Genomic DNA, 25,670 nt, shown 5'->3' on the forward strand with positions numbered 1-25,670 from the left:
CTTTCAGCGTTGCCGCTCCAGGGTGAGGATGGCGGCGGAGAGTGAGGCGTGCGACGCCGCGCTCGACTGGTGCCCGTGCTGCGGACAGCGCTCGGTTGACGGTTTGCTGGGTTGGTGTGAGGTCGCGGCCGGGCAAGGTCCTGCTGACGCACTCTCCGGGTCACCGCCAGGCAGTCGCCTCGGTCGCGTGGATGCAGTAGCGCTGGTACGTGCTCTCACCACCGGCCCTGGGGACCGCACAGGCGGTGACCTGGAACTCGTCGTTGCCCACCCTCACCATGCTGGTGAACTTGTCGTCTCCGTACTCGATCTCGGCAGTGCGCTTCGCTCCCCCAGTGACCTCTGCCGTAACGAGGTCTCCTGGGCTCCCCCGCTCGATCCGCGCCCATACGGCCTGGCAGTTCTCGCTGTAGCGGAGCTGAAGGAGAGCGGGGTTACCGATGGCGGGCTTGAAGGTGCGCGCGTCCTCGTTGCATCCCTGATTCTGCGGGTTCTTCCCCTCGCAGGCTTCACCCGGACAAGTCGGCTCGTCGAGGAAGGCCTTTATCACGTGCTCTCCGAGCGGGGTCAGGACGGCAGCCGCCACGGCGCCGACGATCGCCGCGGCGCAGGCCAGTGTCGTCGAGCTGATGCGTCTGCTCCGCCCGCCTGCGGGCGGTTGTGACTCAGGCTCGGGGGACGTTGCGGAGTTGTCGCTGGTGCTGCTTGTCGTCACGGGGACCACCTCGGTGTGCTGACCGGGAGAGATAGAATCCACCCCTGTTGTCACAGAGGAAAGGCGCACGTCGGAAGCACAGAAGGCATGCAAGCCCCCTCCTCATGCGCCCCTCGCTCGGGCAACGACAACACCCGCAACCAGCGCTACATGTCCGCCTGCTGTGCTGTACGAGCGGACTCCCGAAACGAACAGGGCGCCCGGCGTTCAGCAGTGACAGTCCCATTTGATCAACCCGGGGCGGAGCCCTGGGACCGAAACAACAGAGGCCTCGGAATTACTGCGTATCGAGTTGGACGCTCAGCTCCGTGACGAGGTGGTAGCCCCCGGCAAGATCGATGTCGGTCCGTTCCCTGAGCAGTTTGATCGCGGAGTCGCGATGGCCGCTGCTGAGCAGGTCAGTCATCTCGGCGACCAGCGGGGCATCGAGTTGCCGTAGGGCATCCAGCGCTTGGCTGTACGTGGTGGGCAATGTGTGCCCCTGCGTGAGCAGGTCCAATGCCACGGGGGCCGTGCCCAGCCCGAGGCCCGAATCCTTGCGCAATCGACGGATGGCTTTGGCGGTACGCCCTTCACCTGCCAACGCCTTTGCCTCGTCCTGGGCTCCCAGCTCGATGGGCGTGATCAGTGCGGTTGTACGTGCCTTGGTGCTCGTCATAACGCTCCGGCACTCCCCATATCGGCAGTTCTTCTTGATCCCGTCGAACCCAAGTGCCACCGAGGCAAGGCCGCCGAGCGTGGCACCCAGTTCGCTGATCTTCTCCTCACCCTTGGAGACGCGGATGAGGAGGTAGGCGGCTTCCTCGTAAGCCTGGACCGCTGCCTCTCCCTGCTGCTCGACGCTGTCGGGGATCTCCGCGATCACCTTCAGCATGGCGAGGAGCTTCTGCCCTTCAGCAGAGTCCATGGCCCCGCCCTCGGACCGCTGTTGACCGAGGCTGCCAGCTCTCCAGGGCACCGGTTCATGGCGTGTGGGGTCACCACCCCGTCAGCAGCAAATGGTTGAGCAGCAACGCCAGCACCACCTGCCCGGTGAGCCACGCGCGCGGATGGGACAGGAGCGCGCAGGACGGGAGCAGCCACACCGCGAAAGGCAACCAGATGCGTTCCGTCTCCGCCTTGCTCATGCCGGACAGGTCGGCGACCAGCAGGGCGAGGAGGGCGGCGGAGACGAGGAGCGCGAGGCGGGTCTCGGCGGCGCGGCCGGGGGTGTCGGCGCGGCGGTGGCGCAGCGCCGTGCCCGTCCGGCGCAGGCCCGCCGCCGTCGCCAGGCCCGTGATCAGCACGGTGCAGGCCAGGTTGGCCCACACCCAGTAGCCGTAGGGGCGGATGCCGCCCGCGCCCTGGTGGTAGCGCGTCACCAGCAGGTGGTACGCCTCCCACCAGTCGAACCCGGCGAGCGTGAACGCCGCCGGGACCACGGCCAGTCCGGCGAGCAGCGGCACCAGCAGGGCGGGGCGTTCCCGGATCCCGTGCCGGCCGAGCACCAGGAACGCCGCCGCGATCAGCGCGATGAGCGTGAGGCCGTAGGAGAGGTAGCAGGTCAGACCGAAGAGGAGGCCGGACGCCCCCGCCCACCACAGCGACCGTCTCGTGACCGCCAGGGCCAGCAGCGCCACCGCCCACGCCGCCACCGCCGCGAAGTAGGCGTCGGCCGAGGTGCCCATCCACACGGCGGCCGGGGCCAGCACGAGGAAGGGGGCCGCCCGGCGCGCGAGGGACTCGTCGGCCAGGGCGCGGATCGTGACCAGCACGGCGACGCAGGCCGTCGCCCCGACGGTGATGCACCACATGCCCGCCCAGCCGCCGCCCCGCAGCCCGATCCGGTCGAGCAGGACGAAGGTGAGCGTGGCCGCGGGCGGGTGGCCGGCGATGTGGGCGGGCCAGTTGTCGGGCGACTCCAGGAGGATGTGCTGGGTGAAGTCCCGTAGCGCCGCCGGGATGTCGTCGAAGCGGTCGATGACCTGGAGGTACTCGTAGCGGGTGGTGAGCCGGCGCGCGATGCCCCGGTCCCAGCCGTCGATCAGGGCCAGGGAGCAGATCCACGCCATGGCCGTGCCCCAGGTCAGGGGGAGGAGGGTCCGCCAGGGGAGCCTGGCCGCGAGGGCGGGGCCGTACGCCACGGTGGCGGTGGCCAGGAGTAGCGCCGCCGGAGTGCCGGGGCCCAGGTGGGGGCCCCAGGACGCCAGCAGCGGGGGCCAGTCGACGAACAGCGTACGGCTGGTGTCCTCGATGCGGCGGCCGACCAGGACGGCCGCCGTCACGAGCAGCACGGCGGCCCCGGCGGCGTACAGGTCACGGCGGAGGGAGCGGGTCACGGTCGGAACGCTAGGCCGACAGAGCGGGCGAGGACCGCCGTCCGGGCCGGACGTCAGCGTTTCGTCATGGGTTGCGCACCCTTTCCCGGGGTGTTCCAGGCCTACGGTCGGGCCATGCGAGACGACCCACGGCTTCCCTCCTCGCCCGGCTTCTGGCGCAGCCCCCTGCGCGGCCCCCGGTTCACCTCCGTGCTCGGCCTCGTCCTGCTCGCCGGCATCACCGTGCTGTTCGTGACGGGCCTGGTCTCGTACGCCGCCTACAACCCGGGCCTGTCGCCGGTGAACGACAAGACCCCGGACAAGGGGATCCTCGGCTTCTACCTCTTCGCCTGGCCGACGAACCCGCACTGGCTGTACCGGCTCAACCAGGGCGTCCACGTCACCCTCGGCATCACCCTGATCCCCGTCCTGCTCGCCAAGCTGTGGTCCGTGATCCCGAGGCTGTTCGCGCTGCCGCCGGCCCGCTCGCTCGCGCACGCCCTGGAGCGGATCTCGCTGCTGCTCCTGGTGGGCGGTGCGCTGTTCGAGTTCGTGACGGGGGTGCTCAACGTCCAGCTCGACTACGTCTTCCCCGGTTCCTTCTACCCGCTGCACTTCTACGGAGCGTGGGTGTTCTTCGCCGCCTTCGTCGCCCACGCGCTGCTGAAGATGCCCACGGCGCTGCGCAATCTGCGGCACCTGCGGGAGGAGCGGAACGACCTCGTGCCGCCCCGCCCCGCCGAGCCGACCGTCTCCCGCCGGGGTGCCCTGTGGTTCGTCGGGGGCGGCTCGCTGCTGCTGTTCGCGACGACGGCGGGGCAGAACTTCGACGGGCCCCTGCGGCGCACCGCCCTCCTCGCACCGCACGGCGGCGGCGATCCCGGCAGCGGCCCGAACGGCTTCCAGATCAACAAGACCGCCGCGTACGCCGGGATCGACACGGCCGAGACGGGCGAGGACGCCTGGCGGCTCGTCGTCACGGGGCCTGCGGGCACCGTCCGCCTCAGTCGGGCCAGGCTTGCCCAACTCCCTTTGCACAGTGCGGCGTTGCCCATCGCCTGTGTGGAGGGCTGGTCGACGTCGGACCAGTGGTGGCGCGGGGTACGGCTGCGCGATCTCGCGGCGCTCGTCGGGTACGACGACGACCCGCCGGACGTGTTCGTCGAGTCCCTCCAGCGGCGCGGCGCCTTCCGCAGCGCCGCCCTGCGCGCCAACCAGGTGGCCGACCCGCGTTCCCTGCTCGCCCTGTACGTCAACGGCGAGGAGCTGTCCCCCGACCACGGCCACCCGGCGCGGATCATCGTGCCCGCCGCACCCGGTGTGCTGAACACCAAGTGGGTGGCCCGGATGACGTTCGGAGACCTGTGATGCGACGGCCTGTGATGCGCAAGCCGCGGATCCGCGTCGGGAGCCCCTTCCGGCTTCTCCTCCTCGTCGGCTCGTTCGCGCTCGCCGCCTATGCGGGCGTACGGCTGCTCGCCGGTGACTGGCTCGGCGTGGCGCTGTGGTTCGTGGGCGCGGCGCTGCTGCACGACCTGGTGCTGCTGCCGTTGTACGCGGCCCTGGACCGGGCGGTCGTACGGGGGCTCGGCGCGGTCCGGCGCCAGGAGTGGGTGCCGTACGTGCGCGTACCGGCGGCCCTCTCCGGGCTGCTGCTCCTGGTGTGGTTCCCGCTGATCAGCGGCATGGTGGAGCGGCGCTACCGGTCCGCCACCGGGCTGCCGGCGGATGTGTTCCTCGCCCGCTGGCTGCTGATCACCGCCGTCCTCTTCGGCGGCTCGGCGCTGCTGCTGGCGGTGCGCCTGCTGCGGGTGCGCAGGGCGGCGAAGCGGCGCCCGTCGGCCGTCCACTGACCGGCCCGCGTCCAGCTGTGTGCGTACCGGAGCAGGGCGGGCGTGCCGAGCCGGGCCCAGGGGAAGGGATCACCGGCACCGTGCGCGTCCGTGAGGCCGACGACCCGCACCTGGGCGCGTTCGTCGATGTCCCCCGGCGAGGTCTCGGCGATCAACAGGCCGCCGGGGCGCAGGAGCCGGGCCATCCGGTCCAGCAGGGCGCGCGGGTCGCCGCCGATGCCGATGTTGCCGTCCATGAGCAGGACGGTGCCCCAGCGGCCCTCGCCGGGCAGCGGCTCGAACACCGAGCGCCGCAGCGCCTGGCCTCCCATCCGCACGGTGTGGTCGACGGCGGCGGCGCTGACGTCGATGCCGAGGACGGCCCGGCCCCGGGCGGCGAGCTCGGCCACCAGCCGGCCGGGCCCGCATCCCACGTCCAGCACGGTCCCCTCACACCGGTCCAGCACGTCCCGGTCCACCGCATCCGCCCGAGCACACCACCGCTCCACCTCCAGCGGCAGCAGCCAGCCGTCGGCCCGCCGCAGGAACAGCGGCCCGTGACCGGCACGCAGGGCATCGGCGTAGGGATCGGCGGCTGCCCAGGCGACGGCGGTCGTGGGCGGGGCGCTCATCGGGGCACGGCCGGACGGGAGGCAGGCGCGGTGGCCGGTCGGAAGTCGGGGAAGTGGCCGGCTTGCGGCGTGTCCGCACCGGCCGGCCGACCGGTCTCCGGCCCGGGTTCCACACCGGCCGGCGGACCGGGTTCCGCACCGGCCGGTGGCCCGGACTCCGCACCCTCCGACCAACCGGACTCCCCACCGGCCCACCCCCTCGCCGTGCACCGAGCCAGCCGCGCCGCGAACCGCCCGCCCGGAGCCAGCGCGGCGACAGCGTGGGCGTCGGCCTCCGTGTCGATGTCGCGCAGGCGGGGCAGGTCGCGGACGCGCAGGCCCGCCGCGACGAGCCGGTCCCGCTGGACCGCCCCCGTCGCGGAGGTCGACATGGGCACGCCCCGCAGCAGGGCGGGGTCCGGGCGGGCCAGGCCGAGGGCCCAGAAGCCGCCGTCCTCGGCCGGGCCGAACCAGGCGTCGCAGCCGGCGAAGTCCACGGTGAGCAGCTCCGGCGTCACCTGCGGGGTGTCCATGCCGATGAGCAGGGCCGGGCCGGCGCAGCGCGCGAAGGCGTCCGCCAGCCGCTCGTCGAGACCGCCCGCGCACTGCGGTACGACGTCGAAGCCGGGCGGCAGCCACGGGCCGGGCTCCCCGTCGAGGACGAGGACCTTGCGGCCGGCCGGGGTCGCCGCGACCGCGTCCAGGGTGTCGGCGAGGGACGCCTCGGCGAGGGACGCGGCCTGGCGGGGCGTGAACGGCGGGGTGAGCCGGGTTTTGACCCGGCCGGGGCGCGGCTCCTTGGCGATGACGAGGAGTGCGGTCACCGTACGCCCCTCTCGACGGCCGGAGCAGCCTCGCCGGGGGCTTCGCCCAGCACGCGGCCCATGTCTCGTACGGCCTGGAAGGTGCCGCGCCACGTGCCCGTCACCTTCGAGGCCCCGGTGCGCGGCAGATACGGCACGTCGTACTCGGCGATCCGCCAGCCGGCGTCGGCCGCGCGCACCACCATCTGGAGCGGATAGCCGCTGCGCCGGTCGGTGAGACCGAGGGCGAGCAGCGGCTCGCGGCGGGCGGCGCGCAGGGGGCCGAGGTCGTGCAGCCGCAGCCCGGTGCGGCGGCGCAGCATCCGCGCGAGCGCGAGGTTCCCGGCACGGGCGTGCGCGGGCCACGCGCCCCGGCCCTGCGGACGCCGCCGCCCGAGGACCAGGTCGGCCTCGCCGTCGCGCACCTCGCGCACGAAGGGGACGAGGAGCGACGGATCGAGGGAGGCGTCGCAGTCGCAGAAGCACACCACGTCGGCGGTGGCCGCGGTCAGCCCGGCGTGGCAGGCCGCGCCGAAGCCCCGGCGCGGCTCGTGCACGACGGTCGCGCCGAACGCACGGGCGACCCGGTCCGAGCCGTCGGTGGAACCGTTGTCGACGACGAGTGCGCGCCAGCCCGGCGGGATCCGTTCGAGCACCCAGGGCAGGGCCTCGGCCTCGTTCAGGCAGGGCAGCACCACGTCGACGTCGGAAGAAGTCGTCGTCACGGTTTCACCCTACGAACACGAATCAGGCATAACGGACTTCGGCTTCTTACGAAACGCGGACGTCGGCGGCCGAGGAGGCCTCCGGACAAGCCCCCGCGGGCCGTCCGGTGCGAGGCTGGAGCCATGCAGCAGCCCCATCAGTACGAGGAGACCCCCGACGGGTCCCCGCGGGTCCTGGTCGTCGATGACGATCCGACGGTCGCCGAGGTCGTCGCCGGGTACCTGGACCGCGCCGGTTACGTGGTCGACCGCGCCGACGACGGCCCGACCGCCCTCACGCGTGCCGCCGCGCACTGGCCGGACCTGGTCGTCCTCGACCTGATGCTGCCCGGGATGGACGGCCTGGAGGTGTGCCGGCGGATGCGGGGACAGGGGCCGGTCCCGGTCATCATGCTCACCGCCCGCGGCGACGAGGACGACCGCATCCTGGGCCTGGAGGTCGGCGCCGACGACTACGTCACCAAGCCCTTCAGCCCCCGCGAACTGGTGCTGCGCGTGGAGTCGGTGCTGCGCCGGAGCCGTCCCGCCGCCCCCGGGCACCAGCTCGGAGCGGCCGGTCTGACCGTCGACCCGGCAGCCCGCCGGGCCACCAAGAACGGCAGCGAACTCGCGCTCACCCTCCGCGAGTTCGACCTGCTCTCCTTCTTCCTGCGTCACCCTGGGCGGGCCTTCGGCCGCGAGGACCTGATGCGTGAGGTGTGGGGCTGGGACTTCGGCGATCTGTCGACCGTCACGGTCCATGTCCGCCGCCTGCGCGGCAAGGTCGAGGACGACCCGGCCCGCCCCCGCCTGATCCAGACCGTGTGGGGCGTGGGCTACCGCTTCGACCCCACGGGAGAGGAGGCCGGATCGTGAACGACACCCTCCTCATCGCCCTGTACGCCTTCGCCGGTGCCGCGGCCACCGGCCTGGCGGGAGCCGGTGCGCTGCGCCTGATCCGGCGCCGCTCGCTCACCGCCTCGCTCGCCGTCGTCGCGGCGGTCGGCGTCGTCGCGATGCTCGCGGGGACGCTCGCCGTCGCCTGGGCGATGTTCCTGTCGCCGCACGACCTGTCCGTCGTCACGACCGTCGTCGCCATGGCGGCCGTCGTCTCCCTGGCGACCGCGCTGCTGCTGGGCCGCTGGGTCGTCGCCCGCAGCCGTGAACTCGCCATGGCCGCACGCTCCTTCGGCGACGGCGGGGACTTCGCCGCCCCCGACGGCCCGACGACCGCCGAACTGCACCACCTCAGCCGCGAACTGGCCGCGACCAGCGCCAGACTCGCCGAATCCCGGGAGCGGGAACGCGCGTTGGAGACCTCCCGGCGCGAACTCGTCGCCTGGATCTCGCACGACCTGCGCACCCCGCTGGCCGGCCTGCGCGCCATGTCGGAGGCCCTGGAGGACGGCGTCGCAGCCGACCCCGACCGCTACCTGAAGCAGATCCGCACCGAGGTCGAACGCCTCAACGACATGGTCGGCGACCTCTTCGAACTCTCCCGCATCCACGCCGGCACGCTGCCCCTGGCCCCCACCCGGATCTCCCTGTACGACCTGGTCGGCGACGCGCTGGCGGGAGCCGACCCGCTCGCCCGGGAACACGGGGTACGGCTGGTGGGCGGCCGTATCGAGCCGGTGCCGGTGGAGGTGGACGGCAAGGAGATGAGCCGGGTGCTGGGCAACCTGCTGGTCAACGCCATCCGCCGGACCCCGGCCGACGGCACGGTCGCCGTGACCGCGGAGCGCTCCACCGAGGGCGTGGTGCTGTCGGTGACGGACGGCTGCGGCGGCATCCCCGAGGAGGACCTGCCGCGCGTCTTCGACACCGGCTGGCGCGGCACGCACGCCCGGACGCCTCCCGCCGGCGCGGGCCTCGGCCTCGCCATCGTCCGGGGCATCGTGGAGGCGCACCAGGGCCGGGCCACCGTACGGAACATCCCCGGCGGCTGCCGTTTCGAGGTGGTGCTGCCCGCCGCCGCTTCGTAACACGGGCAGCACCACCGGTCTTTCGCGAGCCGGACCCAGGGGAGGGCGACAGCTCCTACGCGTCCCGCATCCCGGCCCGCGCGAACTCCGCCATGCCTTCCTCGAACCCGACCTCCGGCTTCCACCCCGACTCACTGCGCAGCCGCGCGGAGTCGGCGGTGATGTGCCGTACGTCCCCGAGCCGGTACTCGCCGGTCACGACGGGCTCGGGCCCGCCGTACGCGGCGGCCAGCGCCCGGGCCATCTCGCCGACGGTGTGCGGGTCGCCGCTGCCGGTGTTGTACGCCGTGAGCACACCCGGGGCGGCCTCCGCCTCCAGCGCCACGGCATTGGCCTGAGCCACGTCCCGGACGTGCACGAAGTCCCTGCGCTGCCGCCCGTCCTCGAACACGCGCGGTGCCTCGCCCCGGGCGAGCGCCGAACGGAAGAAGGAGGCGACACCGGCGTACGGGGTGTCGCGGGGCATACCGGGCCCGTACACGTTGTGGTAGCGCAGCGACACCGCCGACCCGCCCGTGCAGCGGGCCCAGGCGGCGGCCAGGTGCTCCTGGGCCAGCTTGGTCGTCGCGTACACGTTCCGTGGATCGGCCGGGGCGTCCTCGCCGACCAGCCCGGGGACGAGGTCGGCCCCGCACACCGGGCACGGCGGCTCGAACCGGCCGGCGTCGAGGTCGGTGACGGCACGCGGCCCGGGCCGTACGACGCCGTGCCGGGGGCACTCGTACCGCCCCTCCCCGTAGATCACCATCGACCCGGCCAGGACGAGACGCCGTACCCCCGCCTCCGCCATGGCGGCGAGCAGCACGGCGGCCCCGAGGTCGTTGTGGGAGACGTACTCCGCCGCGTCGGCGACCCCGTCGCCGAGCCCGACCCGCGCGGCCTGGTGACACACGGCGTCCACACCGGCCAGGGCGCGGCCGACGGTCGCCGGGTCCCGCACGTCGGCGCCGGCGTCCTCCCGCACGTCGAACACGACCGCCTCGTGCCCGCGCTCGCGCAGGGCGGCGACCACATGGGACCCGATGAACCCGGCACCGCCGGTGACCAGTACGCGCATACGGCCACGCTAGGCCCGCGACCTCGCCGCACCACGAGACCGCGCCCGCACGTCACGACTCCGTAAGATCGCGCCCGCTCACAACGACGCGGTCTGTGACGCGGTCGCCCACGCGAACCCGTCCGGGTCGGTGAAGGGCCCGGCGTCGCCGTTGATCGTGAGCCGGTGCGATCCGGTGCCGTCGGGAGAGACACCGACGAGCTTGGCCAGGCCCCGGCGCTTGTACAGCGCCAGCTTGACGGAGCCCGACCCGGTGTCGAACTCGACGTACTTGCTGCCGAAGCTCTTCGCCACGGGGAGGCCGTGCTCGGCGTAGAACCGCTTGCTCCCGGCCATGTCCGCGACACCCAGCAGGAGCACGATCTCGTCGATCCGCCGGGTGGCCGGCCCGGTGTCCTTCTTCGACGACGACGCGACCTGCCAGATCGTCCCGTCCGGCGCTCGCACGACACCCCCGTAACCCCACAGCGACTTGGCGGCGGGCTTCAGCGTCGCGCCACCGGCTTCCACGGCGGCGCCGACGAGGGCGTCGACATCGGCCGGCTGGGACACCACGAGCGACAGCGTGAACCCCCGAAAGCCGGTAGTCGGCGTCTCCGAGGGCCGCACGCGTACCTGACCGCCCAGTCCGAACGCACTGGTGTAGAAGCGGCGGGCGGCGGCGGGGTCGTCCACGTCGAGGGTGACGGATTCGATGGAAGTCATGATGCCGACGCTAGGCGCGGCACGAGACATGCGCTTCTCGAATCCTGACCGGAACGAGGAACTCACCAGGGCCCTGGAGACACCGACACCTTCTCGGGCAACGTGGAGACCGCCCCCGGCTCACTTGCCGGCTTCGGGGCCGTACCACTGGAGTGCCTGGCCGGTGACGGCGGCGATGCACTCGAAGTCCCGGTCGCGATGGAGCAGCGTCAGCCCTTGCAGCTCGGCCGTGGCGGCCACCACGAGATCGACGGCCCCGTCGCTGCGGTGCTGTCCGCGCTGGGTGAGGATCTCCTGCTGCTCGCTCGTCCGGGGCACGCACTGGCCGGCGACGAGACCCGTGCTTGAACGAGCTGGATCGCGCGCGAGCGCTTCTGGCTCACGACGACGCCCTGAGTCACGGCCCCGTACTCGGACCCACGAATCTCGCCGATCCCGTTTCCATGGTGACGGGTTGGTGCCTTCATGAGACCGGACGTCGGGCCCCGAACGAGGTGCCGGCCGCAGAGGTCGAGGATGGACCACCCGATCCACTCCTCCAGGAGGCCGCTCCAACCTTCTTCGATGGTCAGGTCCTGCAGGTCAGCACGATGTCGATGGCGCTCGCACAACAGGCGCACGGGGAGCGGCTGGGCGCCGTGGCTCAGCGCCTCGGACTGATGCGGCACGTCCCTGTCGGGTGCGCAAGGAAGGGCGCGTCTATGTAGTCGGTCTCCATGACTTCGAAGCGGGAGCCCGACTCGCCGACGGCGGTAGCGACCTCTAGAGGCAGCCCGGTCGCACGTCTGCCGCCGTCAGCGCACAGGCCGCCGCCCCGCACGTCGGGACAGCCGTACCGCGAAGAAGATCACGTCGACGCCGAGAAGGACGATGCCGATGGCCAGGAGATAACCGAGGCCCTCCGCTGCCACACCGATGATTCCCAGTACGACGGCCACGAGGACGACCAGAAGGAAGAGTGCCATCACCGCGGACCACCTCTCCTGTGCCACGTGCCTACGGTCACCGGCGGGCGAGCCGGCGCTCGCCCCCTGCTCCCGACCGGTACGCCATGCCGTAGTGCTGGAAGACCTCCTCCTCCTGCTCGGCCGGCAGGACGTCGTCGGTCCCGATCGAGGGGGCTTTGCGCACCTGGCCCCTGGTGTAGGAGACCTTGACGTAGCCCGGTCCGAGAACGGCGTCGTCGAGGGGGACGAAGATCAGGCGCCGGCGGGTGGGCAGCCCGGTCCGGACGGTGGCCATGGCCGGTTCGTCGGTGGCCGTGTCCACGTAGACCGCTTCGAGCATGCCGATCCTGCGCTGCTTCGGATCGACCACGTCACGGTCGCGCCATTCGCGGATGTCGGCTGAACGGATCATGCCGTGCTCCCTGTTTGGTCCCGCCATTTCACCGTACTCCGGCCCGGGCCGGAGTACGGTGGGGAGAACGAGGACTTTCCGTATGCCGGAATATCTGACCGGCTCCGGACATCGCGCACCACTCACCCGTCCTCGCATGGGCAGCCCGTGACCCCGGCCGCGCCATCCGCATCCAGGCCGAGGAGCCACGCATGCCACCGCCTCACATTCCGGACACGTCCACGACGGTCGCACCGTCGGGCCCCGCCCCGTCGCCCCCGTCGCCCCAGGGCTACGACGGGACGTCTCCGTTCCCGCCGGACGGCCCGGCGCCCGCCCGCGACGGCGGTGAGCGGCTGTACGTCGCGGTGACGGGCGTGATCGTCGTCCTGCCGTTCGTGGCGATCGCGCTCGCCGGCTGGCTGCTGTGGGGGAGTCTCATCCACCCCACCGACATCGTGCTCGCCCTCGTCCTGTACACGATCACGGGTCTCGGCGTCACGGTCGGCTTCCACCGCGGCCTCACCCACGGCGGCTACCGGGCCGCCCGCCCCGTGCGCATCGCGCTCGCGGTGGCCGGGTCGATGAGTTTCCAGGGCGACGTCATCGGCTGGGTCGCCACCCACCGCCGCCACCACGCCTTCACCGACCGGCCGGGTGACCCGCACTCCCCGTACCGCTACGGCACCCATCTGCGAGGCCAGTTGCGCGGGCTGCTGCACGCGCACGTGGGCTGGCTGTTCCGCAACGACCGTACGCCGCCGGAGCGCTATGCCCCCGACCTGCTGGCCGACCGCGACATCCGCGCGGTCGCCCGCGCCTTCCCGGCCCTGTGCGTCCTCACGCTCGCCCTGCCGTTCGCGGTGGGCTGGGCCATCGGCGGCACGTGGCTGTACGGCGTGACCGCCCTGCTGTGGGCGGGACTCGTGCGCATCGCGCTGCTCCACCACGTCACCTGGAGCGTGAACTCCCTCTGCCACCTGATCGGTGAGCGCCCGTTCCGCACCCGCCGCCACGACCGGGCCACCAACCTGTGGCCGCTGGCCCTGCTCTCGTTCGGCGAGAGCTGGCACAACCTCCACCACGCCGACCCCACCAGCGCCCGCCACGGCGTCGACCGAGGTCAGGTGGACCCCTCCGCCGCCGTCATCCGCCTCCTCGAACGCCTCGGCTGGGTGCACGACGTGCGCTGGCCGACCGCGGAACGGGTCGCGGCCCGTCGCGTCTGACACCGACCACCCGACCCTCACGACCGTCGGCAGGAGCCCTCATGAGCACCGCGCTACAGCCCCCGCTTCCCTCCGACCCGGTGCTCCGGATGCGTCTCGCACCCCGCAGCGGCATGCCCCGGCCCATCGACGGAGCGTGGTGGCCCCGCTCGTACGACCTGCCGGCGGAACTCCCGACGCTGCTGGCCGGGTTGCCGCGGGCGTGGGGCCACATCACCAGCGTCACCGTCAACGGGGCGACGTGGTCCGCGGTACCCGGCCGGATGCTCGTCTTCAACCAGGTCGTACAACTGCACAGGGCTCTCGCGGCGTCCACCCCGCACACCGTCGTCCTGCTCGCCCCCGGGCGGGGCCGCTGGGACCTGCTGGTCGTGCCGCCGGATACGACCGAGGAGGCCGCGGAACCGCTGATGGCGGCCGCGGCGAGCGATCAGGTGTGACCGGGACACCGAGCATCGTCACACTTCCGTCGGGCACTCACCGGACACCGTCTCACTGCCGCCGGTGGCCGTCCTCCATGGACTGGCTGGTCTCCAGCCAGGACCGTGCGGGTTCTGCCGCGCGGGTGGTGTCCACGGTGAGGTCGAGGCGGGTTCCTCCGTCGGGGCCCGCGGGGTAGCTGCGCTGCTCGGTGGCGGCGAAGCAATGGCGGAGAACCTCCGCGACCCGGCGGGCGACCTCGGGCGAGGCGGCGACGATGCGGACCTCGGCGTGCCCGTCCGAGGGTGGTTCCGTGAACTGCATGGCGACCTCGGAGTTCGATGTCCCGGTGTGAGACGGGCCTGATCTCTCACTTCCGGAGAGTACCGTGAAACGAGGAGGCCACTCGGCTTCCTCATTCCCCGGCCGGATTCCCGGCAGGCAGGCGAGAGCGATGTCCGACTCCGACCCCCCGCGTGTGACCAGGCTCCTGCCGGACGCCGTCCACCAGGCCGTGCGGCCCGGAACGGCTGTCGTACGGCTGGAGACGACCCACGACCGGCAGGGCGTGCTCGACGGGGCGTGGTGGCCGCGCTCCCGCGACATCGCCGCCGAGCTCCCCGGCCTGATCAGCGCGCTGACGGAGTACCTCGGGCCCATCACCCGTGTCGGCCTGGACGCCGGCGCCTGGGATGAGCTGCCGACGCGGATGACCATCGACGACCGTGTCGTCCACATCGACTCCTCCCCGATCGGCGACGACACCGTCCTCGTCACCCGGGGCGGGCAGGATCTCTTCTCCCTCCTCGTTGTCCCGCCGCACGCGACGCCCGACGCCGCGCGCGCCGCCATGGCCGAGGCCGTCCGCGCCGACAGCGTGACGCAGGCCGGACAGATCCTCATCGACACCGGCACCGAGCGCGAGTCCGGGCGCCACGGAACTCCCGAGCGCCCCTGGTGAACGGCCGGGAAGCACCGCCGGTCAGCGGCGGCGGTCCTCGGGGCTGACCGGCGCCGGTAGCGGGATGTCCGCGGTGTCGAAGTCACCCGAGACGATCCGCGTGGCCAGATCCGACAGGCGCAGGTGACGGGCGCGCGCGTACGACCGGAACGCGGCGAAGGCGTCGTCGACGGACGTGCTCCAGCGCTCCGCCAGCACGCCCTTGGCCTGCTCGACCAGGACGCGGCTGGTCAGCGCGGTCTCCAGCCGGCTGTTGACGACCTGCGACTGTTGCAGCGTGCGCTGCTGGAGGATCGCGATGGTGGCCACGTCGGCGAGTGCCTGGGCGAGCGCGATGTCGTCGTCGCCGAGGCGGTGCGGTGCGCTCTGGAACAGGCTGAGCGCGCCGATGACGCGGCTGCGCAAACGGAGCGGGAGGGCGTGCGTGCTCACGTATCCCGTCTCGCGTGCCCGCGCGGCGAAGTGCGGCCGGCCGTCGGCGGGCTCCGGCCGCGTCAGCTCGATGTTCGTCCGGGCGGCGCCGGTGCGGTAGCACTCCACGCACGGCCCCTGGTGGTGCTGGAGCGCGAAGAGTTCCAGCAGGCGGGCGCGCTCGTCCGAGTCGCAGGGACAGGATGGCAGGACCTCGGGACGATCCGCCGACCGCCGGATCCCACGGTCCTCCGTCCGACGGCCCCCGCTCCGCTGCGGGCCCTGGTCCTTCCCATCGGCCCACGCACGACTGCCCGCACGGACGGCCCCCCACACGGGAACCGCACCCGACGGCCCGGCTGACGGCCGACGCGTGTCCTGGGCGGGGAAGGGGTCCCGACGCGCCCTCGCACGCCGGAGTCGGACGTCAGGTCGCCGCCCGCGTCTCGCGCGTGCGGTACTCGCGCGGGCTGATGCCGTGTTCCCGCTTGAACGCGGCGCTGAAGGCGAAGGCGTTGGCGAACCCGACGCGGTCCGCCACCACGGCGAGCGTCGTGTCCGGTTCGCGCAGCAGCTCGGCGGCCAAGGCGAGGCGCTGTTCCCGTAGGTACGTCATGGGCGGCCGGCCGACCAGGGCCGCGAAGCGCCGGGCGAGGTTGGCCCGGGACACTCCGGTCCTCGCCGCCAGAGCCGGCAGGGTCCACGGGTGGGCGGGATCGCTGTGCAGCATGCGCAGGGCGGGGCCGACCACGGGGTCGCTGCGGGCTCGGTACCAGGCGGGGACCCGGGCACCGGGGCGGGTGAACCAGGCGCGCAGGGCGGTGATGAGCATCAGGTCCAGCGCCCGGTCCAGGAGAAGCCGCTGCCCGGGCTCCTCGCGGATGATCTCCTCGAACATCGTCCGGCTGACCGGGCAGCTGCCCACGTCCGCCTCGATGACGGCCAGGGGCGGCAGCGCGGCCAGCAGCCGGCCCGGGGTGCCGCTGTCCACGGTGCAGAGCCCGCTGAGCAGGAGCGTGCCGTTGGTCCCTCCCGCGTCCCAGGAGCCGGCATCCGGTATCCGGGGGCGGGCCAGCTCCTCGCCCTGCGGGGTCGTGCAGCGGCCCCCGTGGCGGATCACCAGCTCCGGTTCGGTGCCGGGGTCGTCCGCGATCACGTACGGCGCGCCGCCGCACAGCACCGCGACGTCTCCGGGGCCGATCCGCACCGGGTCGCCGCCCTGGGGAGTGATCCAGGCGGAGCCGCGCACGAGGACCGCGAGCGCCAGCGGCGAGCCGTCCTCGAAGCGTGCCGCCCAGGAGCCGGTCAGGGAGGACTGGTGGAAGACGGCGCCACTGGTCCGCACCCCGTTCAGCAGGTCCGTCAGCGGATCCGTGCTGGTCAGCCCCATGGGATCCATGCCGGTCAGCGTAGACGAACGCGTATGGACGTGAGTCCGCACGGCATGTCCCGGGCGGACGGCGACTGGTTCGCTTGAGGCCATGAGCGACGAGATGATCCTGGTGACAGCGGCCACGGGAAAGACGGGCCGCCGGGTGGCGCGGCTGCTTCGGGAGCGGGGCGTGCCGGTCCGCGCGGCGTCCCGTTCCGCCACGCAGCCCTTCGACTGGACGGACCGCGGCACCTGGGAGGCAGCCCTGCGCGGGGTGACGGGGACGTACGTCGTGCACCCCGACCTGGGCAGCCCGCAGGCCGCCGACGATGTCGCCGCGTTCGCCCGGCAGGCCGCGGCTGCCGGAGCCCGTCACGCGGTGCTGCTGTCCACGCCGTCCGATGCCTGGGGCCCTGCCCAGGAACACGTCCTGGCCGCGGAGCGGGCCCTCGAGCACGCGGGTCTGGACTGGACCGTGCTGCGGGTGCGGTGGTTCTTCCAGAACTTCAGCGAGGACTTCCTCCACGACCCCGTCCTGAGCGGTGAGATACGGCTGCCGGCCGGCGACGGCAAGGAGGCGTTCATCGACGCCGAGGACATCGCCGAGGTGGCGGTCGCGGCCCTGACGGAGGCCGGGCACGCCGGATGGCACTACGAGCTCAGCGGCCCCCGGCTGATGACCTTCGCCGACGCCGTCGCGGAGATCGCCCGGGCCACCGGCCGTGACCTCCGGTACGTCCCGCTGACGCCGGAGGCGTACGCCGAGGAGCAGCGGGCGCAGGGTGTGCCCGAGGAGTGGGTGCAACTGACGGTCGGCCTGTACGACCACGTCCGCTCAGGCGGTCTCGCCTCGCTCAGCGACGGCGTCCAGAAGGCACTGGGCCGGGCTCCCCGGGACTTCTCCGAGTACGCCGACACCACCGCCCGACAGGGTGTCTGGAACAGCTGACCCCGCCCTGACCGGGACTCATCCGTATGGACAGCCGACACCGCGCCGTCCTCCTCACCGTCAGCGCGATCAGCGTCGCCTGGCTCGCCGGCCAGTGGGCGTACCACGTCTACCAGGACCGTGAGCGCGAGGCGGCGGCAGCGAGGCCACAGGTGTCCGGCGAAAGGGTCTGGGACGCCGGCACGCTCGGGTACGACCACGTGGAAGGCGACGTCCGCCATCCCATGACCCCGCCCGTCGGTGGAGCCCATGACAAAACGTGGATGACCTGCGACGGCACCGTCTACACCGAGACGATCCGCGACGAGAACGCCGTGCACTCCCTGGAGCACGGTGCCGTCTGGATCACGTACAACGGGACGGCGACTGCCACCGACCTCAAGCGGCTCGCCGGCAAGGTGGCCCGGACGCCCTACACGCTGATGAGCCCCGTCACCCGGCAGTCCGGGACGATCATGCTCTCCGCGTGGGGCCACCAACTCAGTGTGGAAACGGCATCCGACCCGCGCGTCGAGCAGTTCATCACCGCCTACGTCCAGGGGCCCCAGACTCCGGAACCGGGCGCTCCCTGTACTGGGGGCCTCACCGCGCCCAGATGATCAGCCGGAATCGGCGACGGAGCCTTCGGGCGCCTCGTGCCCGGCACGGCGGCGGTACTCGGCGTTGATGCGCTGAGCTTCCTCGAGCTGGTCCTCGAGGATGACGATGCGGCACGCGGCCTCGATCGGCGTGCCCCTGTCGACGAGCTCGCGGGCGCGCGCCGCGACGCGCAGCTGGTAGCGGGAGTACCGGCGGTGTCCGCCCTCCGAGCGCAGCGGAGTGATCAGACGAGCCTCACCGATGGCTCGGAGGAAGGCCGGGGTGGTGCCGAGCATCTCGGCGGCCCGCCCCATGGTGTACGCGGGGTAGTCGTCGTCGTCCAGACGATCGCTGAGTGGGGTATCTGCTGTCATGTCACCTCGTAGTACAACGCGTCGAGGGGCCCTGGTGCCGTACGGCACCAGGGCCCCGAAGGAAATTGAACACCATCTGTCGGCCCTAATGCTCTGCCGACCTTCTGTTTCCGCTCCCGGTCCTGCAGACGGGGGGATGCGGGGATCGCGGCTGCGTGACCGGGGACCACCTTCCAATCCGGGGTCTTGCGGTACCCGGGCCGAGCGCTGCTCGGGCCGGGCGATCCTGATGGCGTCTGCTCCTCCGTTCTCCTCTGCTCACTGATCTGTGTCAACGAGAAAAAGGTTAACTGCGCCGGAGCCCAATGTCTACTCTGGCAAGAGTAGATTTTATTCTCTGGGGGCGCAGACAGCCTGGGGCGGCGAGACGACGACGAGGGCCCTGCCGACGCGCGTCGGCAGGGCCCTCATCGGGATCGGGGTGGGCGGTTGTCCGCCCTTCCTCATGCGTCCAGGGGCGCGGCGCCGAGCAGTTCCGACGCGGTCTGGAGCGGAGTGGGGACGCGCACGGGCGCGGCCTCGGGGTGGGCGTGGCAGGTGAAGCCGAGGCGGGTCATGGCCCGGATGACTTCGCTGCCGGTGAAGTCGCGGCGGTCCTGTCGGGTGACGACCTGGCCCACCTGCTTGACGGGGTAGCGGCGGCGGCCGATGGTCACGGACTCACCTGTGACGATCTCGGGCGTGACGCCCTTCATCGAGGCCAGCACCCCGCTCTTGGTCAGGTCGAACGGGTACCGGGCGATGACACAGCGCATGATGCCCCCACGGGGAGAAGGAGAGAACGGCTGACCGGGCGAGGCGGATCAGCAGGACAGGGCGAGGACGCCCGGGGCCCGGCCGGGCTCGCCGACGGCGGCGGTCCGGGGGAGGGGTGAGCCGAACGGTCCGTCGAGGACGTCCCGCAGTCGGGTCCGGTCCGTGTACGTGGAACTGCCGCGGTGAACGGCGAGTTCGGCCCGGGTGACCGAGCCCGTGCACTGGTCGTCCCCGTCACACAGGAGGAGGTACTCGACACGGGCACCGGCCATGACGGACAGGGCGACCTCGACGGTCATGTCGTCCCGGACCCGGGGGCCGGACGTGTCCATGGCGTCCACCATGGACACGAGAGAGGGATCCGCCTGCTGGCCCTGCGTCTGAACCGGTGTCAAAGCTGCCTCCACGGAGATGGGTGAGCTGAGGATCGACGCAACAGGCCTAGGCCGCCGGGTCGTAGGCGGGCCGCTGCGCCCTGCGCCGTCCCGCCTGTCCGGTGGGGCGCCCCTGGACGGGGCGGTTGCGGCGGCCCCGGGACGAGGGGGCCCCGGAAGACGCGGCACGGCGGGGATGCGCCGGGGCCGGTGCGGCGATGACGACAGGCACACCGGACGGGGTCTGGGCGCCTGTGATGCGGCTCAGTTCCGCTTCTCCCGAACGCACCGGGGTGACCTGGGGGGTGATGGCGGCCGAAGCCATCAGCCGGTTCATGCCGCGGCGCTGGCCGGGTGTCACGAGGGTGACGACGCTGCCTGACTCGCCGGCGCGGGCGGTACGGCCGCCGCGGTGCAGGTAGTCCTTGTGGTCGGTGGGCGGATCGACGTTGACGACCAGGTCGAGGTTGTCGACGTGGATGCCGCGGGCCGCGACGTTGGTCGCCACCAGCACCGTCACATGGCCGGTCTTGAACTGGGCGAGGGTGCGCGTGCGCTGGGGCTGGGACTTGCCGCCGTGCAGAGCCGCGGCGCGGACGCCGTTGTTCAGCAGGTGCTCGGTCAGCCGGTCCACGGCGCGCTTGGTGTCCAGGAACATGATCACCCGGCCGTCCCGCGCCGCGATCTCGGTCGTCGTACGGTGCTTGTCCGCTTCGTGCACGTGCAGCACGTGGTGCTCCATCGTGGTGACCGCACCCGCCGACGGGTCGACGGAGTGGACCACCGGGTCCGTCAGATAGCGGCGGACGAGCAGGTCGACGTTGCGGTCCAGGGTGGCGGAGAAGAGCATCCGCTGCCCCTCGGGGCGCACCTGGTCGAGCAGGGCGGTGACCTGGGGCATGAAGCCCATGTCGGCCATCTGGTCGGCCTCGTCGAGGACGGTGATGGCGACGTCGTCCAGTCGGCAGTCACCACGGTCGATGAGGTCCTTGAGCCGCCCCGGCGTCGCGACGACGACCTCGGCACCGGACCGCAGCGCACCCGCCTGCCGGCCGATCGACATGCCGCCGACCACGGTGGCCAGCTTCAGCCGCACGGAGCGGGCGTACGGGGTGAGCGCGTCGGTCACCTGCTGGGCGAGCTCGCGGGTGGGGACCAGGATCAGGGCGAGCGGCTGCCGTGCCGCCGCGCGCCGGCCTGCCGTACGGGCCAGCAGTGCGAGGCCGAAGGCGAGGGTCTTGCCCGACCCGGTACGGCCGCGGCCGAGCACGTCACGCCCGGCGAGGGAGTTCGGCAGGGTCGCCCCCTGGATGGGGAACGGCACGGTCACGCCCTCGTGGCCGAGCGCGGCCAGCAGCGGCGCGGGCAGGGCGAGGTCGGCGAACGCCTCGACGGCGGGCAGCGCGGGCGTGGTCGTCACCGGCAGCGCGAACTCCCCCTGGGGAGCGGCCGGTCGGCGCTCGTAGCCCTTGGAGCGTCGCGGAGCCCCCGAGCCCTTGGCGGCACCCCGGGAGCGGTCGTAGGTGCGGGTCGGACGGGCGGTGCGTGCGCGGTTCAAGCGGAACCTTCCTCGATGTGAGCTGGTAGGCACGTAGCAAGGAATTTCCGCAGCAAAATGAACGGCGCAGAGAATCGCGAGAACGAGCCTGAGATGTTGGACGCGGCCTTATTGTCACGCGCCCTGAAAAGCAGCGAGCTGGGGCCCGCACCCCAAGGTGCGGGCCCCAGCTGCGAAATATGCGTTACTGCCGCGATGTCAGGCGGGAACGATGTTCTCGGCCGTCGGGCCCTTCTGGCCCTGCGCGATGTCGAAGGACACCTTCTGGCCTTCCAGCAGCTCACGGAAGCCCTGGGCAGCGATGTTGGAGTAGTGGGCGAAGACGTCGGCGCCGCCGCCGTCCTGCTCGATGAAGCCGAAGCCCTTTTCCGCGTTGAACCACTTCACGGTGCCAGTAGCCATGTTAATTCTCCTTCGGAGACGATGTTCGGAATTCGCCCTGTGCGGATTCCGCGTCGCCGTGCTGATTACCCCGTAGGAAAATGAACCTTCTGGCAACCACACCTGCAACTGAGATCGACAGTAGCATGGCGCGGCCGGCGCCGTGCGGATCGATAATTCCGCCCCGGCAGGCGGTCGAGGAATACTCGCCGTGTGCCGCGCCAATTTCTCATCTCGCAAAAACAGATATTGGTCCCGCGCGGACGCACTGTTCCTGTCGGTGCTTCCGGCCGCAGCGCCATGACCTCCCGTGATGATCCCTGGGCCGCGGCCGCCGCCACCAGCCGGCGGGACCACGACGAACGCGCCGGGACCCCGCGATCGCGATGAAGGTCACATCGGCAAACGGGTGACCCGCCGGAGGACCCGGCGGCGGAGAAGCGGGCGGGACGGTCAGCGAGTGCCGTCCAGCAGATCGCTGATCTGTTCGTGGAGTTCGTGCGGCAGGCGGATGGTCCAGCGATCGGCCGCCTCGGCGGCCAGGTCCCGGCTCCAGCGCCAGCTGTCGGACGCCGCCGTTCGCACCTCGGGCCGACGGGCGGCGGCGGTGGTGGCGGTGTAGCGGTCCCGGTCGGCGGCGGGCAGGTCCTGTTCCAGCGCGCGGCTGGGGGTGAGCCAGTGGGCCGTGCTGTCGCGCAGGAGGCGGCAGAGCTGGAGCTGCTGCGGCGCGATGACGGTGTGCAACAGGGCATGGGCCCGGGCGGTCTCGCCGCGGGCCAGGACGTGGGCGAGCATGAGCGTCCAGTTGGCCAGCTCGTCGATGAGCTGCCGGGCCGTCGCCGCGGGCTCGGGCGGGCGGAACTCGGCCAGTTGCCGGGCGGCGCGGGTCAGCCGGCCGGTGCGGTCGAGCAGGACGGCGTCGTCGGGGCGGGGAAGGTGCACCATCCCCTGCCACGTCGGTACTTCGTCGATGCCGGGGCCCGCGGCGGTGAGGTGGAACTCGCCGCGCATCAGGTCGTCGAAGACGACCGCGAGGATGCCGTACATGTTGGTGTACGCCAGCTTGAGCGGGGCGAGTTGTGCCAGGAAGGCGAGGCCGTCGAAGTCGGCGACGTGGTCGTCCTGGATGTAGAGGTAGGCCTCGATGTCGGAATGGGCGTCGGCCTCGCCCAGGGTCCACGAGCCGTAGAGCAGCACGCCCTCCAGACGGGAGTCGGCGTGGGCGAGCTGCCGCAGGCGGGCGATGCGGTCATCCAGGGCGGGGCAGGCGGAACGCTTGTCCATGACGGGGTGGGTTCCCTCAGGTGAGCGTGCGGGCAGGCTGACGGAGCCCGGCGTCAGCCGGGCGGATGCCGGTGGACCGTGCCGGTCCGCTCAGATGAAGTTGGCCATGATCGGGAGCATAGTGGACCCCCTCGGCCGCCGACCCGCCGATCCGGCGTGGGGGCTCGGCCCGGATATTCGCATGGCCGCTGCCGCCGGCTACTCGGCGTCCAGCCCTTGCCTCACGCCGGCGGCCCCGGGCCGGTCATGTCCGCCGCCCGCGACCATCTCCACTCCCTCAACGCCGAACTCGCCGAGCAGTACTGGGGCGTCCCGCCCGGATCGGGGCGCTGCCGAAGTCAGTCGAGGACGGCCAGGTGATCGGCATCGCCGCCTCGCCACTCGACGAGGAAGATGGTCGCGTCGTCGCTGGTGGTGCCGCCACGCTCGTGTTTCAGGGCGTGGGAGAGCGCTCGCACCACCGCCCGTGCATCGGTGCGGTCGCGGAGGATCCGGTCGGTCCACTCGATGAGCTGCTCCTCACCGAACTGTTCCCCGCCGGGCTGGCGCTCCTCGATCAGGCCGTCGGTGAAGCACAGCAACCGGTCCCCGGGCCGCAGCAGCCGCTCGCTGACCACCGGCTCCTCACCGCCGAAGCCGACCGGCAACGTGGTCGGGCTCTCCAGCCGGTCCACCACGGCGCGGTCGCGGATCAGGAGCGGAGCCGGGTGGCCGGCGTTGACCCAGTGCAGCCGGCCTGTGGCGATGTTCAGCACCATCATCTGCGCGGTGACGAAGTGGTCGTGGCCGAACTGCTCGTTGATGGCCCTGTCCATGTACGCGTACACCTGCGACAGATCGGTATGGGCCCGTCGCGTGTGGCGATAGGCACCGACGGCCACCGTCGCCATGGTCGCCGCATCCAGCCCGTGGCCCATCGCGTCGAGCATGGCCACGTGAAGGATGTCGCCGTTGAGGGCGTAGTCGAAGCTGTCGCCTGCCACGTCGTAGGCGGGCTCCAGGATCCCGGCCACCTCGACCTGCGGAACAGTCATCGACAGCGGGGGCAGCAACGACCACTGGATCTCCGCGGCCACGCTCATCGGGGCGCTGCGGCGGGCCTGGAAGAACTGGTCGGTGTAGGCGTCCTTGGTGACGATCATGTCCGCGACCAGACCGGCGAGTCTGCGGAGCAACCGCCGGTCGTCGTCATCGACCCTGTCCAGGGTGACGGCCACCACCCCGATCTGGTCGCTGCCGTCCAGCAGCGGCAGGTACATCCGCACACTGTCGCCCTGCGGCACCTCTACCGTTCTGCGGCTGAGGAACGCCTCGCCGGCGGGGGAGTCCTCGACCGGCTCGGGGCCGCCGACCTTCAGCCTCCGGCCCGGCAGTGGCACCAGCAGTACCTGTTCGTAGTCCTGCAGGAGGATGGAGACCTCCCGCCCCCCGACCCTGGCCACCTCTTCCGCGATCAGCGGGGCGATCAACTCCGGCGGCATCTCGTGGGCCCGGTCCAGCAGCACCCCCAGCAGCCGTTCGCCGAACCCCTCCGACCGGTCCACCCCGATCCTGTCCCGCTCCCGCCCACCGTCCGTCATCGCCGTTCGCTGACGCGGGCGTCAGGCAGCGCCGCTGACGCCCGGAGCGACGAAGCGCCTGTGGAGAGGGAAGAACTCCGGCTGGGGGTCGCTCTTCACCCCAAGCTCGCCCTTGAGCACAGGTTCGATCCTGCCGGCGATGAACCGGGCGAAGTGCTCCTCCGATTCCCAGATGTCGAGCACGTTCAGGCCGTCGGCGGTGAACCACGCCGCGTGCAGCACGCACCCGTCCGGGGACTCCTCTTCCCAGCGCACCCTCTGGCGCACCGCGTCGTACAACTCGGGCGTGATCTCGGGCCAGACGAAGGTCATCACGACTGCCATGGACGTGCCTCTCAATCGCCTCGGCGCGACGCGGCGCGGCGCGGTCTGCGCGGGGTACGTACGACGACGCTAAGCAGCCCGGGCCTACGAGGCACTTCTGGGCGGGCCATTCGGCGGTCGTCACTCGACGACGACCATGGCTCGGATGTCCGGGTCTGTGGCAGGCAGGAAAGTCCATGCGGCCCCGGTCACACAGTCCATGTACAGGGCGGCGTGCGTGAGGGAGTCGCAGGTCAGCCCCGTTTCGACGTCCATGTCGACGGCGACGGCGACGGCGACGGCGACGGCGACTCGGCGCACTCGCGGGGGCAGGGCCGACGCGTCGGCGGCTGTTGATGGCGCCGTCGGCCGAGGGGACTCGGGCGCTGGCGTCGTGGGCTCGGGTGCAGGCGTCGTGGGCTCGTGTGTACGCGTCGTTGGCGTCGGCATTGGCGTCGGTGGCTCAACGCTGACGGTATTGGTCACTGTGGCCCGGTCCTGCACGGGCGGTGCATCGGTGCCCTCACAGCCGCTCACACCCATCGCCGCGGCTGCCGGCAGCGGCACGACTCGTCGCCTGACGCGCTTCCGCCGTCGGGCAGAGGGTGATCGCTCCTAACCGGCGCCTGCGGCGGTCCAGGTGATGTGAGGGGGCTCGACGCGTGCGCACAGGGGTCCGCCCTGCGCGTCGGTCAGGCCGAGGCGTCCGACCAGCAGTCCGTCGCGTGCGGCGGTGGTGAGTACGTCGGCGGGGATGACGTCGAGCATCAGCTTGGCGCGGCGGAACATCGTGAAGAGGCCCGACTCGTCGACCGTGCCCCACGACAGGTAGATGAACCGCCGGCCCAGACGGTCCTGCACGTAGGGGCCTTTGATCTCGATGCCGGTCGGCGAGGTGCTCGTGGTGCACTCCAGGGTCCATGTCGCGGACGGTGCGTCGCCGGGCTGTGGCTCGAGGAGTTCGGCCGGGCGGTCGCGGCGTTGTACGGCGACGTGGAGGTCGCCGTACGCGGGGAGCTTGCCGGGCAGGTCGACGGCGTCGATGCGGATGCGCATGGCAGCCATCATGCCGCCATCGTCCGAGCAGAGGTC

The 25,670-nt window shown here is 71.9% G+C and carries 30 protein-coding genes and 3 pseudogenes; 8 read left to right on the forward strand and 25 right to left on the reverse strand.

Features of this window, described 5'->3' with window-relative positions; genetic code table 11:
* Positions 1-43: 43 nt before the first annotated feature.
* From PV963_RS24025 to PV963_RS24040, 4 genes and pseudogenes are all read right to left on the reverse strand, one after another.
* Positions 44-133, reverse strand: a pseudogene (locus PV963_RS24025) (IS5/IS1182 family transposase); the annotation flags it as partial.
* A gap of 27 nt (positions 134-160) precedes the next feature.
* Positions 161-715 carry a DUF2690 domain-containing protein gene (locus PV963_RS24030; RefSeq protein ID WP_274817819.1) on the reverse strand — a complete coding sequence of 185 codons (555 nt, stop codon included), beginning with the start codon at positions 713-715 and terminating at the stop codon, positions 161-163.
* Positions 716-992: 277 nt separating this feature from the next.
* Positions 993-1,622 carry a hypothetical protein gene (locus PV963_RS24035; protein WP_274817820.1) on the reverse strand — a complete coding sequence of 210 codons (630 nt, stop codon included), beginning with the start codon at positions 1,620-1,622 and terminating at the stop codon, positions 993-995.
* Between the two features lie 70 nt (positions 1,623-1,692).
* Positions 1,693-3,033, reverse strand: coding sequence for a hypothetical protein (locus PV963_RS24040; RefSeq protein WP_274817821.1), 1,341 nt, complete (start codon positions 3,031-3,033; stop codon positions 1,693-1,695).
* A gap of 114 nt (positions 3,034-3,147) precedes the next feature.
* Here PV963_RS24040 and PV963_RS24045 point away from each other — a divergent pair, with 114 nt between their 5' ends.
* Positions 3,148-4,380, forward strand: a complete 1,233-nt coding sequence (locus tag PV963_RS24045) for a molybdopterin-dependent oxidoreductase (protein ID WP_274817822.1) — start codon at positions 3,148-3,150, stop codon at positions 4,378-4,380.
* Positions 4,381-4,711: 331 nt separating this feature from the next.
* On the opposite strand, the gene PV963_RS24050 is transcribed toward PV963_RS24045, so the two are convergent.
* From PV963_RS24050 to PV963_RS24060, 3 genes and pseudogenes are all read right to left on the reverse strand, one after another.
* Positions 4,712-5,476, reverse strand: coding sequence for a class I SAM-dependent methyltransferase (locus tag PV963_RS24050; RefSeq protein WP_274817823.1), 765 nt, complete (start codon positions 5,474-5,476; stop codon positions 4,712-4,714).
* Positions 5,477-5,676: 200 nt separating this feature from the next.
* A pseudogene (locus PV963_RS24055) lies at positions 5,677-6,279 on the reverse strand (TIGR04282 family arsenosugar biosynthesis glycosyltransferase); the annotation flags it as partial.
* The gene (locus tag PV963_RS24060) at positions 6,276-6,983 is read right to left on the reverse strand and encodes a glycosyltransferase family 2 protein (RefSeq protein ID WP_274817824.1); all 708 of its coding nucleotides are present in this window, start codon (positions 6,981-6,983) and stop codon (positions 6,276-6,278) included. The gene PV963_RS24060 and the pseudogene PV963_RS24055, both read right to left, overlap by 4 nt.
* Before the next feature lie 123 nt (positions 6,984-7,106).
* On the opposite strand from PV963_RS24060, the gene PV963_RS24065 reads away from it, so the two are divergent.
* Positions 7,107-7,838 (forward strand): response regulator transcription factor, encoded by a 732-nt coding sequence (locus PV963_RS24065; RefSeq protein ID WP_274817825.1) that lies wholly within the window; start codon positions 7,107-7,109, stop codon positions 7,836-7,838.
* Complete coding sequence (locus tag PV963_RS24070; protein WP_274817826.1) at positions 7,835-8,947, forward strand: sensor histidine kinase; 1,113 nt, start codon at positions 7,835-7,837, stop codon at positions 8,945-8,947. Before PV963_RS24065 ends, PV963_RS24070 begins: the two co-directional genes overlap by 4 nt.
* Before the next feature lie 55 nt (positions 8,948-9,002).
* Here the strand turns inward: PV963_RS24070 and PV963_RS24075 are convergent, their stop codons facing one another.
* From PV963_RS24075 to PV963_RS24095, 5 genes and pseudogenes are all read right to left on the reverse strand, one after another.
* Positions 9,003-10,004, reverse strand: a complete 1,002-nt coding sequence (locus PV963_RS24075; RefSeq protein ID WP_274817827.1) for an NAD-dependent epimerase/dehydratase family protein — start codon at positions 10,002-10,004, stop codon at positions 9,003-9,005.
* Positions 10,005-10,082: 78 nt separating this feature from the next.
* A complete protein-coding gene (locus tag PV963_RS24080; RefSeq protein ID WP_274817828.1) occupies positions 10,083-10,709 on the reverse strand; it encodes a glyoxalase in 627 nt (208 codons plus the stop codon).
* A gap of 120 nt (positions 10,710-10,829) precedes the next feature.
* Positions 10,830-11,006, reverse strand: a pseudogene (locus PV963_RS24085) (PIN domain nuclease); the annotation flags it as partial.
* 497 nt (positions 11,007-11,503) lie between these two features.
* Complete coding sequence (locus tag PV963_RS24090; RefSeq protein ID WP_274817829.1) at positions 11,504-11,674, reverse strand: hypothetical protein; 171 nt, start codon at positions 11,672-11,674, stop codon at positions 11,504-11,506.
* Between the two features lie 37 nt (positions 11,675-11,711).
* The gene (locus PV963_RS24095) at positions 11,712-12,068 is read right to left on the reverse strand and encodes a PRC-barrel domain-containing protein (RefSeq protein ID WP_274817830.1); all 357 of its coding nucleotides are present in this window, start codon (positions 12,066-12,068) and stop codon (positions 11,712-11,714) included.
* Between the two features lie 191 nt (positions 12,069-12,259).
* On the opposite strand from PV963_RS24095, the gene PV963_RS24100 reads away from it, so the two are divergent.
* Together PV963_RS24100 and PV963_RS24105 are read left to right on the forward strand one after the other, a co-directional pair.
* Positions 12,260-13,276 carry an acyl-CoA desaturase gene (locus PV963_RS24100; protein WP_274817831.1) on the forward strand — a complete coding sequence of 339 codons (1,017 nt, stop codon included), beginning with the start codon at positions 12,260-12,262 and terminating at the stop codon, positions 13,274-13,276.
* A gap of 41 nt (positions 13,277-13,317) precedes the next feature.
* Positions 13,318-13,716, forward strand: a complete 399-nt coding sequence (locus PV963_RS24105; RefSeq protein ID WP_274817832.1) for a DUF5994 family protein — start codon at positions 13,318-13,320, stop codon at positions 13,714-13,716.
* A gap of 52 nt (positions 13,717-13,768) precedes the next feature.
* Here the strand turns inward: PV963_RS24105 and PV963_RS24110 are convergent, their stop codons facing one another.
* The gene (locus PV963_RS24110; RefSeq protein WP_274817833.1) at positions 13,769-14,020 is read right to left on the reverse strand and encodes a hypothetical protein; all 252 of its coding nucleotides are present in this window, start codon (positions 14,018-14,020) and stop codon (positions 13,769-13,771) included.
* A 130-nt stretch (positions 14,021-14,150) separates the two neighbouring features.
* Between PV963_RS24110 and PV963_RS24115 the strand changes: the two genes are divergently transcribed.
* Positions 14,151-14,657, forward strand: a complete 507-nt coding sequence (locus PV963_RS24115) for a DUF5994 family protein (RefSeq protein ID WP_274817834.1) — start codon at positions 14,151-14,153, stop codon at positions 14,655-14,657.
* Positions 14,658-14,678: 21 nt separating this feature from the next.
* On the opposite strand, the gene PV963_RS24120 is transcribed toward PV963_RS24115, so the two are convergent.
* Positions 14,679-15,404 (reverse strand): GAF and ANTAR domain-containing protein, encoded by a 726-nt coding sequence (locus PV963_RS24120; RefSeq protein WP_274817835.1) that lies wholly within the window; start codon positions 15,402-15,404, stop codon positions 14,679-14,681.
* 91 nt (positions 15,405-15,495) lie between these two features.
* Entirely contained in the window at positions 15,496-16,467 is a 972-nt protein-coding gene (locus PV963_RS24125; protein ID WP_274817836.1) for an AraC family transcriptional regulator, read from the reverse strand.
* An 82-nt stretch (positions 16,468-16,549) separates the two neighbouring features.
* Between PV963_RS24125 and PV963_RS24130 the strand changes: the two genes are divergently transcribed.
* Both PV963_RS24130 and PV963_RS24135 read left to right on the forward strand, forming a co-directional pair.
* Entirely contained in the window at positions 16,550-17,389 is an 840-nt protein-coding gene (locus tag PV963_RS24130) for an NAD(P)H-binding protein (protein ID WP_274817837.1), read from the forward strand.
* Positions 17,390-17,415: 26 nt separating this feature from the next.
* Positions 17,416-17,988, forward strand: coding sequence for a DUF3105 domain-containing protein (locus PV963_RS24135; RefSeq protein WP_274817838.1), 573 nt, complete (start codon positions 17,416-17,418; stop codon positions 17,986-17,988).
* Here PV963_RS24135 and PV963_RS24140 read toward each other — a convergent pair whose 3' ends face one another.
* From PV963_RS24140 to PV963_RS24185, 10 genes are all read right to left on the reverse strand, one after another.
* Entirely contained in the window at positions 17,989-18,342 is a 354-nt protein-coding gene (locus tag PV963_RS24140; protein WP_274817839.1) for a helix-turn-helix domain-containing protein, read from the reverse strand.
* Positions 18,343-18,785: 443 nt separating this feature from the next.
* Positions 18,786-19,097, reverse strand: a complete 312-nt coding sequence (locus tag PV963_RS24145; protein ID WP_274817840.1) for an SCO5918 family protein — start codon at positions 19,095-19,097, stop codon at positions 18,786-18,788.
* Between the two features lie 48 nt (positions 19,098-19,145).
* Positions 19,146-19,442 carry a hypothetical protein gene (locus PV963_RS24150; RefSeq protein WP_274822106.1) on the reverse strand — a complete coding sequence of 99 codons (297 nt, stop codon included), beginning with the start codon at positions 19,440-19,442 and terminating at the stop codon, positions 19,146-19,148.
* Positions 19,443-19,539: 97 nt separating this feature from the next.
* A complete protein-coding gene (locus PV963_RS24155) occupies positions 19,540-21,030 on the reverse strand; it encodes a DEAD/DEAH box helicase (RefSeq protein ID WP_274817841.1) in 1,491 nt (496 codons plus the stop codon).
* A 198-nt stretch (positions 21,031-21,228) separates the two neighbouring features.
* Positions 21,229-21,432, reverse strand: coding sequence for a cold-shock protein (locus tag PV963_RS24160; protein ID WP_004986771.1), 204 nt, complete (start codon positions 21,430-21,432; stop codon positions 21,229-21,231).
* A gap of 432 nt (positions 21,433-21,864) precedes the next feature.
* Positions 21,865-22,695 (reverse strand): nucleotidyltransferase domain-containing protein, encoded by an 831-nt coding sequence (locus PV963_RS24165; RefSeq protein WP_274817842.1) that lies wholly within the window; start codon positions 22,693-22,695, stop codon positions 21,865-21,867.
* Positions 22,696-23,033: 338 nt separating this feature from the next.
* Positions 23,034-24,275 carry a PP2C family protein-serine/threonine phosphatase gene (locus PV963_RS24170; RefSeq protein WP_274817843.1) on the reverse strand — a complete coding sequence of 414 codons (1,242 nt, stop codon included), beginning with the start codon at positions 24,273-24,275 and terminating at the stop codon, positions 23,034-23,036.
* 21 nt (positions 24,276-24,296) lie between these two features.
* Positions 24,297-24,599 carry a hypothetical protein gene (locus PV963_RS24175; protein WP_274817844.1) on the reverse strand — a complete coding sequence of 101 codons (303 nt, stop codon included), beginning with the start codon at positions 24,597-24,599 and terminating at the stop codon, positions 24,297-24,299.
* Between the two features lie 120 nt (positions 24,600-24,719).
* Positions 24,720-24,899 (reverse strand): hypothetical protein, encoded by a 180-nt coding sequence (locus PV963_RS24180; protein ID WP_274817845.1) that lies wholly within the window; start codon positions 24,897-24,899, stop codon positions 24,720-24,722.
* A gap of 294 nt (positions 24,900-25,193) precedes the next feature.
* On the reverse strand, positions 25,194-25,634 hold the full coding sequence (locus PV963_RS24185) for a DUF5990 family protein (RefSeq protein ID WP_274817846.1): 441 nt from the start codon (positions 25,632-25,634) through the stop codon (positions 25,194-25,196).
* Between the last annotated feature and the right edge of the window lie 36 nt (positions 25,635-25,670).

Source organism: Streptomyces coeruleorubidus (assembly GCF_028885415.1).
Taxonomy (GTDB): Bacteria; Actinomycetota; Actinomycetes; order Streptomycetales; family Streptomycetaceae; genus Streptomyces; species Streptomyces coeruleorubidus_A.

Bases quoted from the DNA above. Each gene is read 5' to 3' on its own strand.
- PV963_RS24035 (WP_274817820.1), bottom strand. From the start codon at position 1,622: ATGGACTCTGCTGAAGGGCAGAAGCTCCTCGCCATGCTGAAGGTGATC.
- PV963_RS24045 (WP_274817822.1), top strand. From the start codon at position 3,148: ATGCGAGACGACCCACGGCTTCCCTCCTCGCCCGGCTTCTGGCGCAGC.
- PV963_RS24050 (WP_274817823.1), bottom strand. From the start codon at position 5,476: ATGAGCGCCCCGCCCACGACCGCCGTCGCCTGGGCAGCCGCCGATCCC.
- PV963_RS24065 (WP_274817825.1), top strand. From the start codon at position 7,107: ATGCAGCAGCCCCATCAGTACGAGGAGACCCCCGACGGGTCCCCGCGG.
- PV963_RS24075 (WP_274817827.1), bottom strand. From the start codon at position 10,004: ATGCGCGTACTGGTCACCGGCGGTGCCGGGTTCATCGGGTCCCATGTG.
- PV963_RS24080 (WP_274817828.1), bottom strand. From the start codon at position 10,709: ATGACTTCCATCGAATCCGTCACCCTCGACGTGGACGACCCCGCCGCC.
- PV963_RS24090 (WP_274817829.1), bottom strand. From the start codon at position 11,674: ATGGCACTCTTCCTTCTGGTCGTCCTCGTGGCCGTCGTACTGGGAATC.
- PV963_RS24095 (WP_274817830.1), bottom strand. From the start codon at position 12,068: ATGATCCGTTCAGCCGACATCCGCGAATGGCGCGACCGTGACGTGGTC.
- PV963_RS24100 (WP_274817831.1), top strand. From the start codon at position 12,260: ATGCCACCGCCTCACATTCCGGACACGTCCACGACGGTCGCACCGTCG.
- PV963_RS24105 (WP_274817832.1), top strand. From the start codon at position 13,318: ATGAGCACCGCGCTACAGCCCCCGCTTCCCTCCGACCCGGTGCTCCGG.
- PV963_RS24110 (WP_274817833.1), bottom strand. From the start codon at position 14,020: ATGCAGTTCACGGAACCACCCTCGGACGGGCACGCCGAGGTCCGCATC.
- PV963_RS24115 (WP_274817834.1), top strand. From the start codon at position 14,151: ATGTCCGACTCCGACCCCCCGCGTGTGACCAGGCTCCTGCCGGACGCC.
- PV963_RS24125 (WP_274817836.1), bottom strand. From the start codon at position 16,467: ATGGATCCCATGGGGCTGACCAGCACGGATCCGCTGACGGACCTGCTG.
- PV963_RS24130 (WP_274817837.1), top strand. From the start codon at position 16,550: ATGAGCGACGAGATGATCCTGGTGACAGCGGCCACGGGAAAGACGGGC.
- PV963_RS24135 (WP_274817838.1), top strand. From the start codon at position 17,416: ATGGACAGCCGACACCGCGCCGTCCTCCTCACCGTCAGCGCGATCAGC.
- PV963_RS24140 (WP_274817839.1), bottom strand. From the start codon at position 18,342: ATGACAGCAGATACCCCACTCAGCGATCGTCTGGACGACGACGACTAC.
- PV963_RS24145 (WP_274817840.1), bottom strand. From the start codon at position 19,097: ATGCGCTGTGTCATCGCCCGGTACCCGTTCGACCTGACCAAGAGCGGG.
- PV963_RS24150 (WP_274822106.1), bottom strand. From the start codon at position 19,442: ATGGTGGACGCCATGGACACGTCCGGCCCCCGGGTCCGGGACGACATG.
- PV963_RS24160 (WP_004986771.1), bottom strand. From the start codon at position 21,432: ATGGCTACTGGCACCGTGAAGTGGTTCAACGCGGAAAAGGGCTTCGGC.
- PV963_RS24165 (WP_274817842.1), bottom strand. From the start codon at position 22,695: ATGGACAAGCGTTCCGCCTGCCCCGCCCTGGATGACCGCATCGCCCGC.
- PV963_RS24170 (WP_274817843.1), bottom strand. From the start codon at position 24,275: ATGACGGACGGTGGGCGGGAGCGGGACAGGATCGGGGTGGACCGGTCG.
- PV963_RS24175 (WP_274817844.1), bottom strand. From the start codon at position 24,599: ATGGCAGTCGTGATGACCTTCGTCTGGCCCGAGATCACGCCCGAGTTG.
- PV963_RS24185 (WP_274817846.1), bottom strand. From the start codon at position 25,634: ATGCGCATCCGCATCGACGCCGTCGACCTGCCCGGCAAGCTCCCCGCG.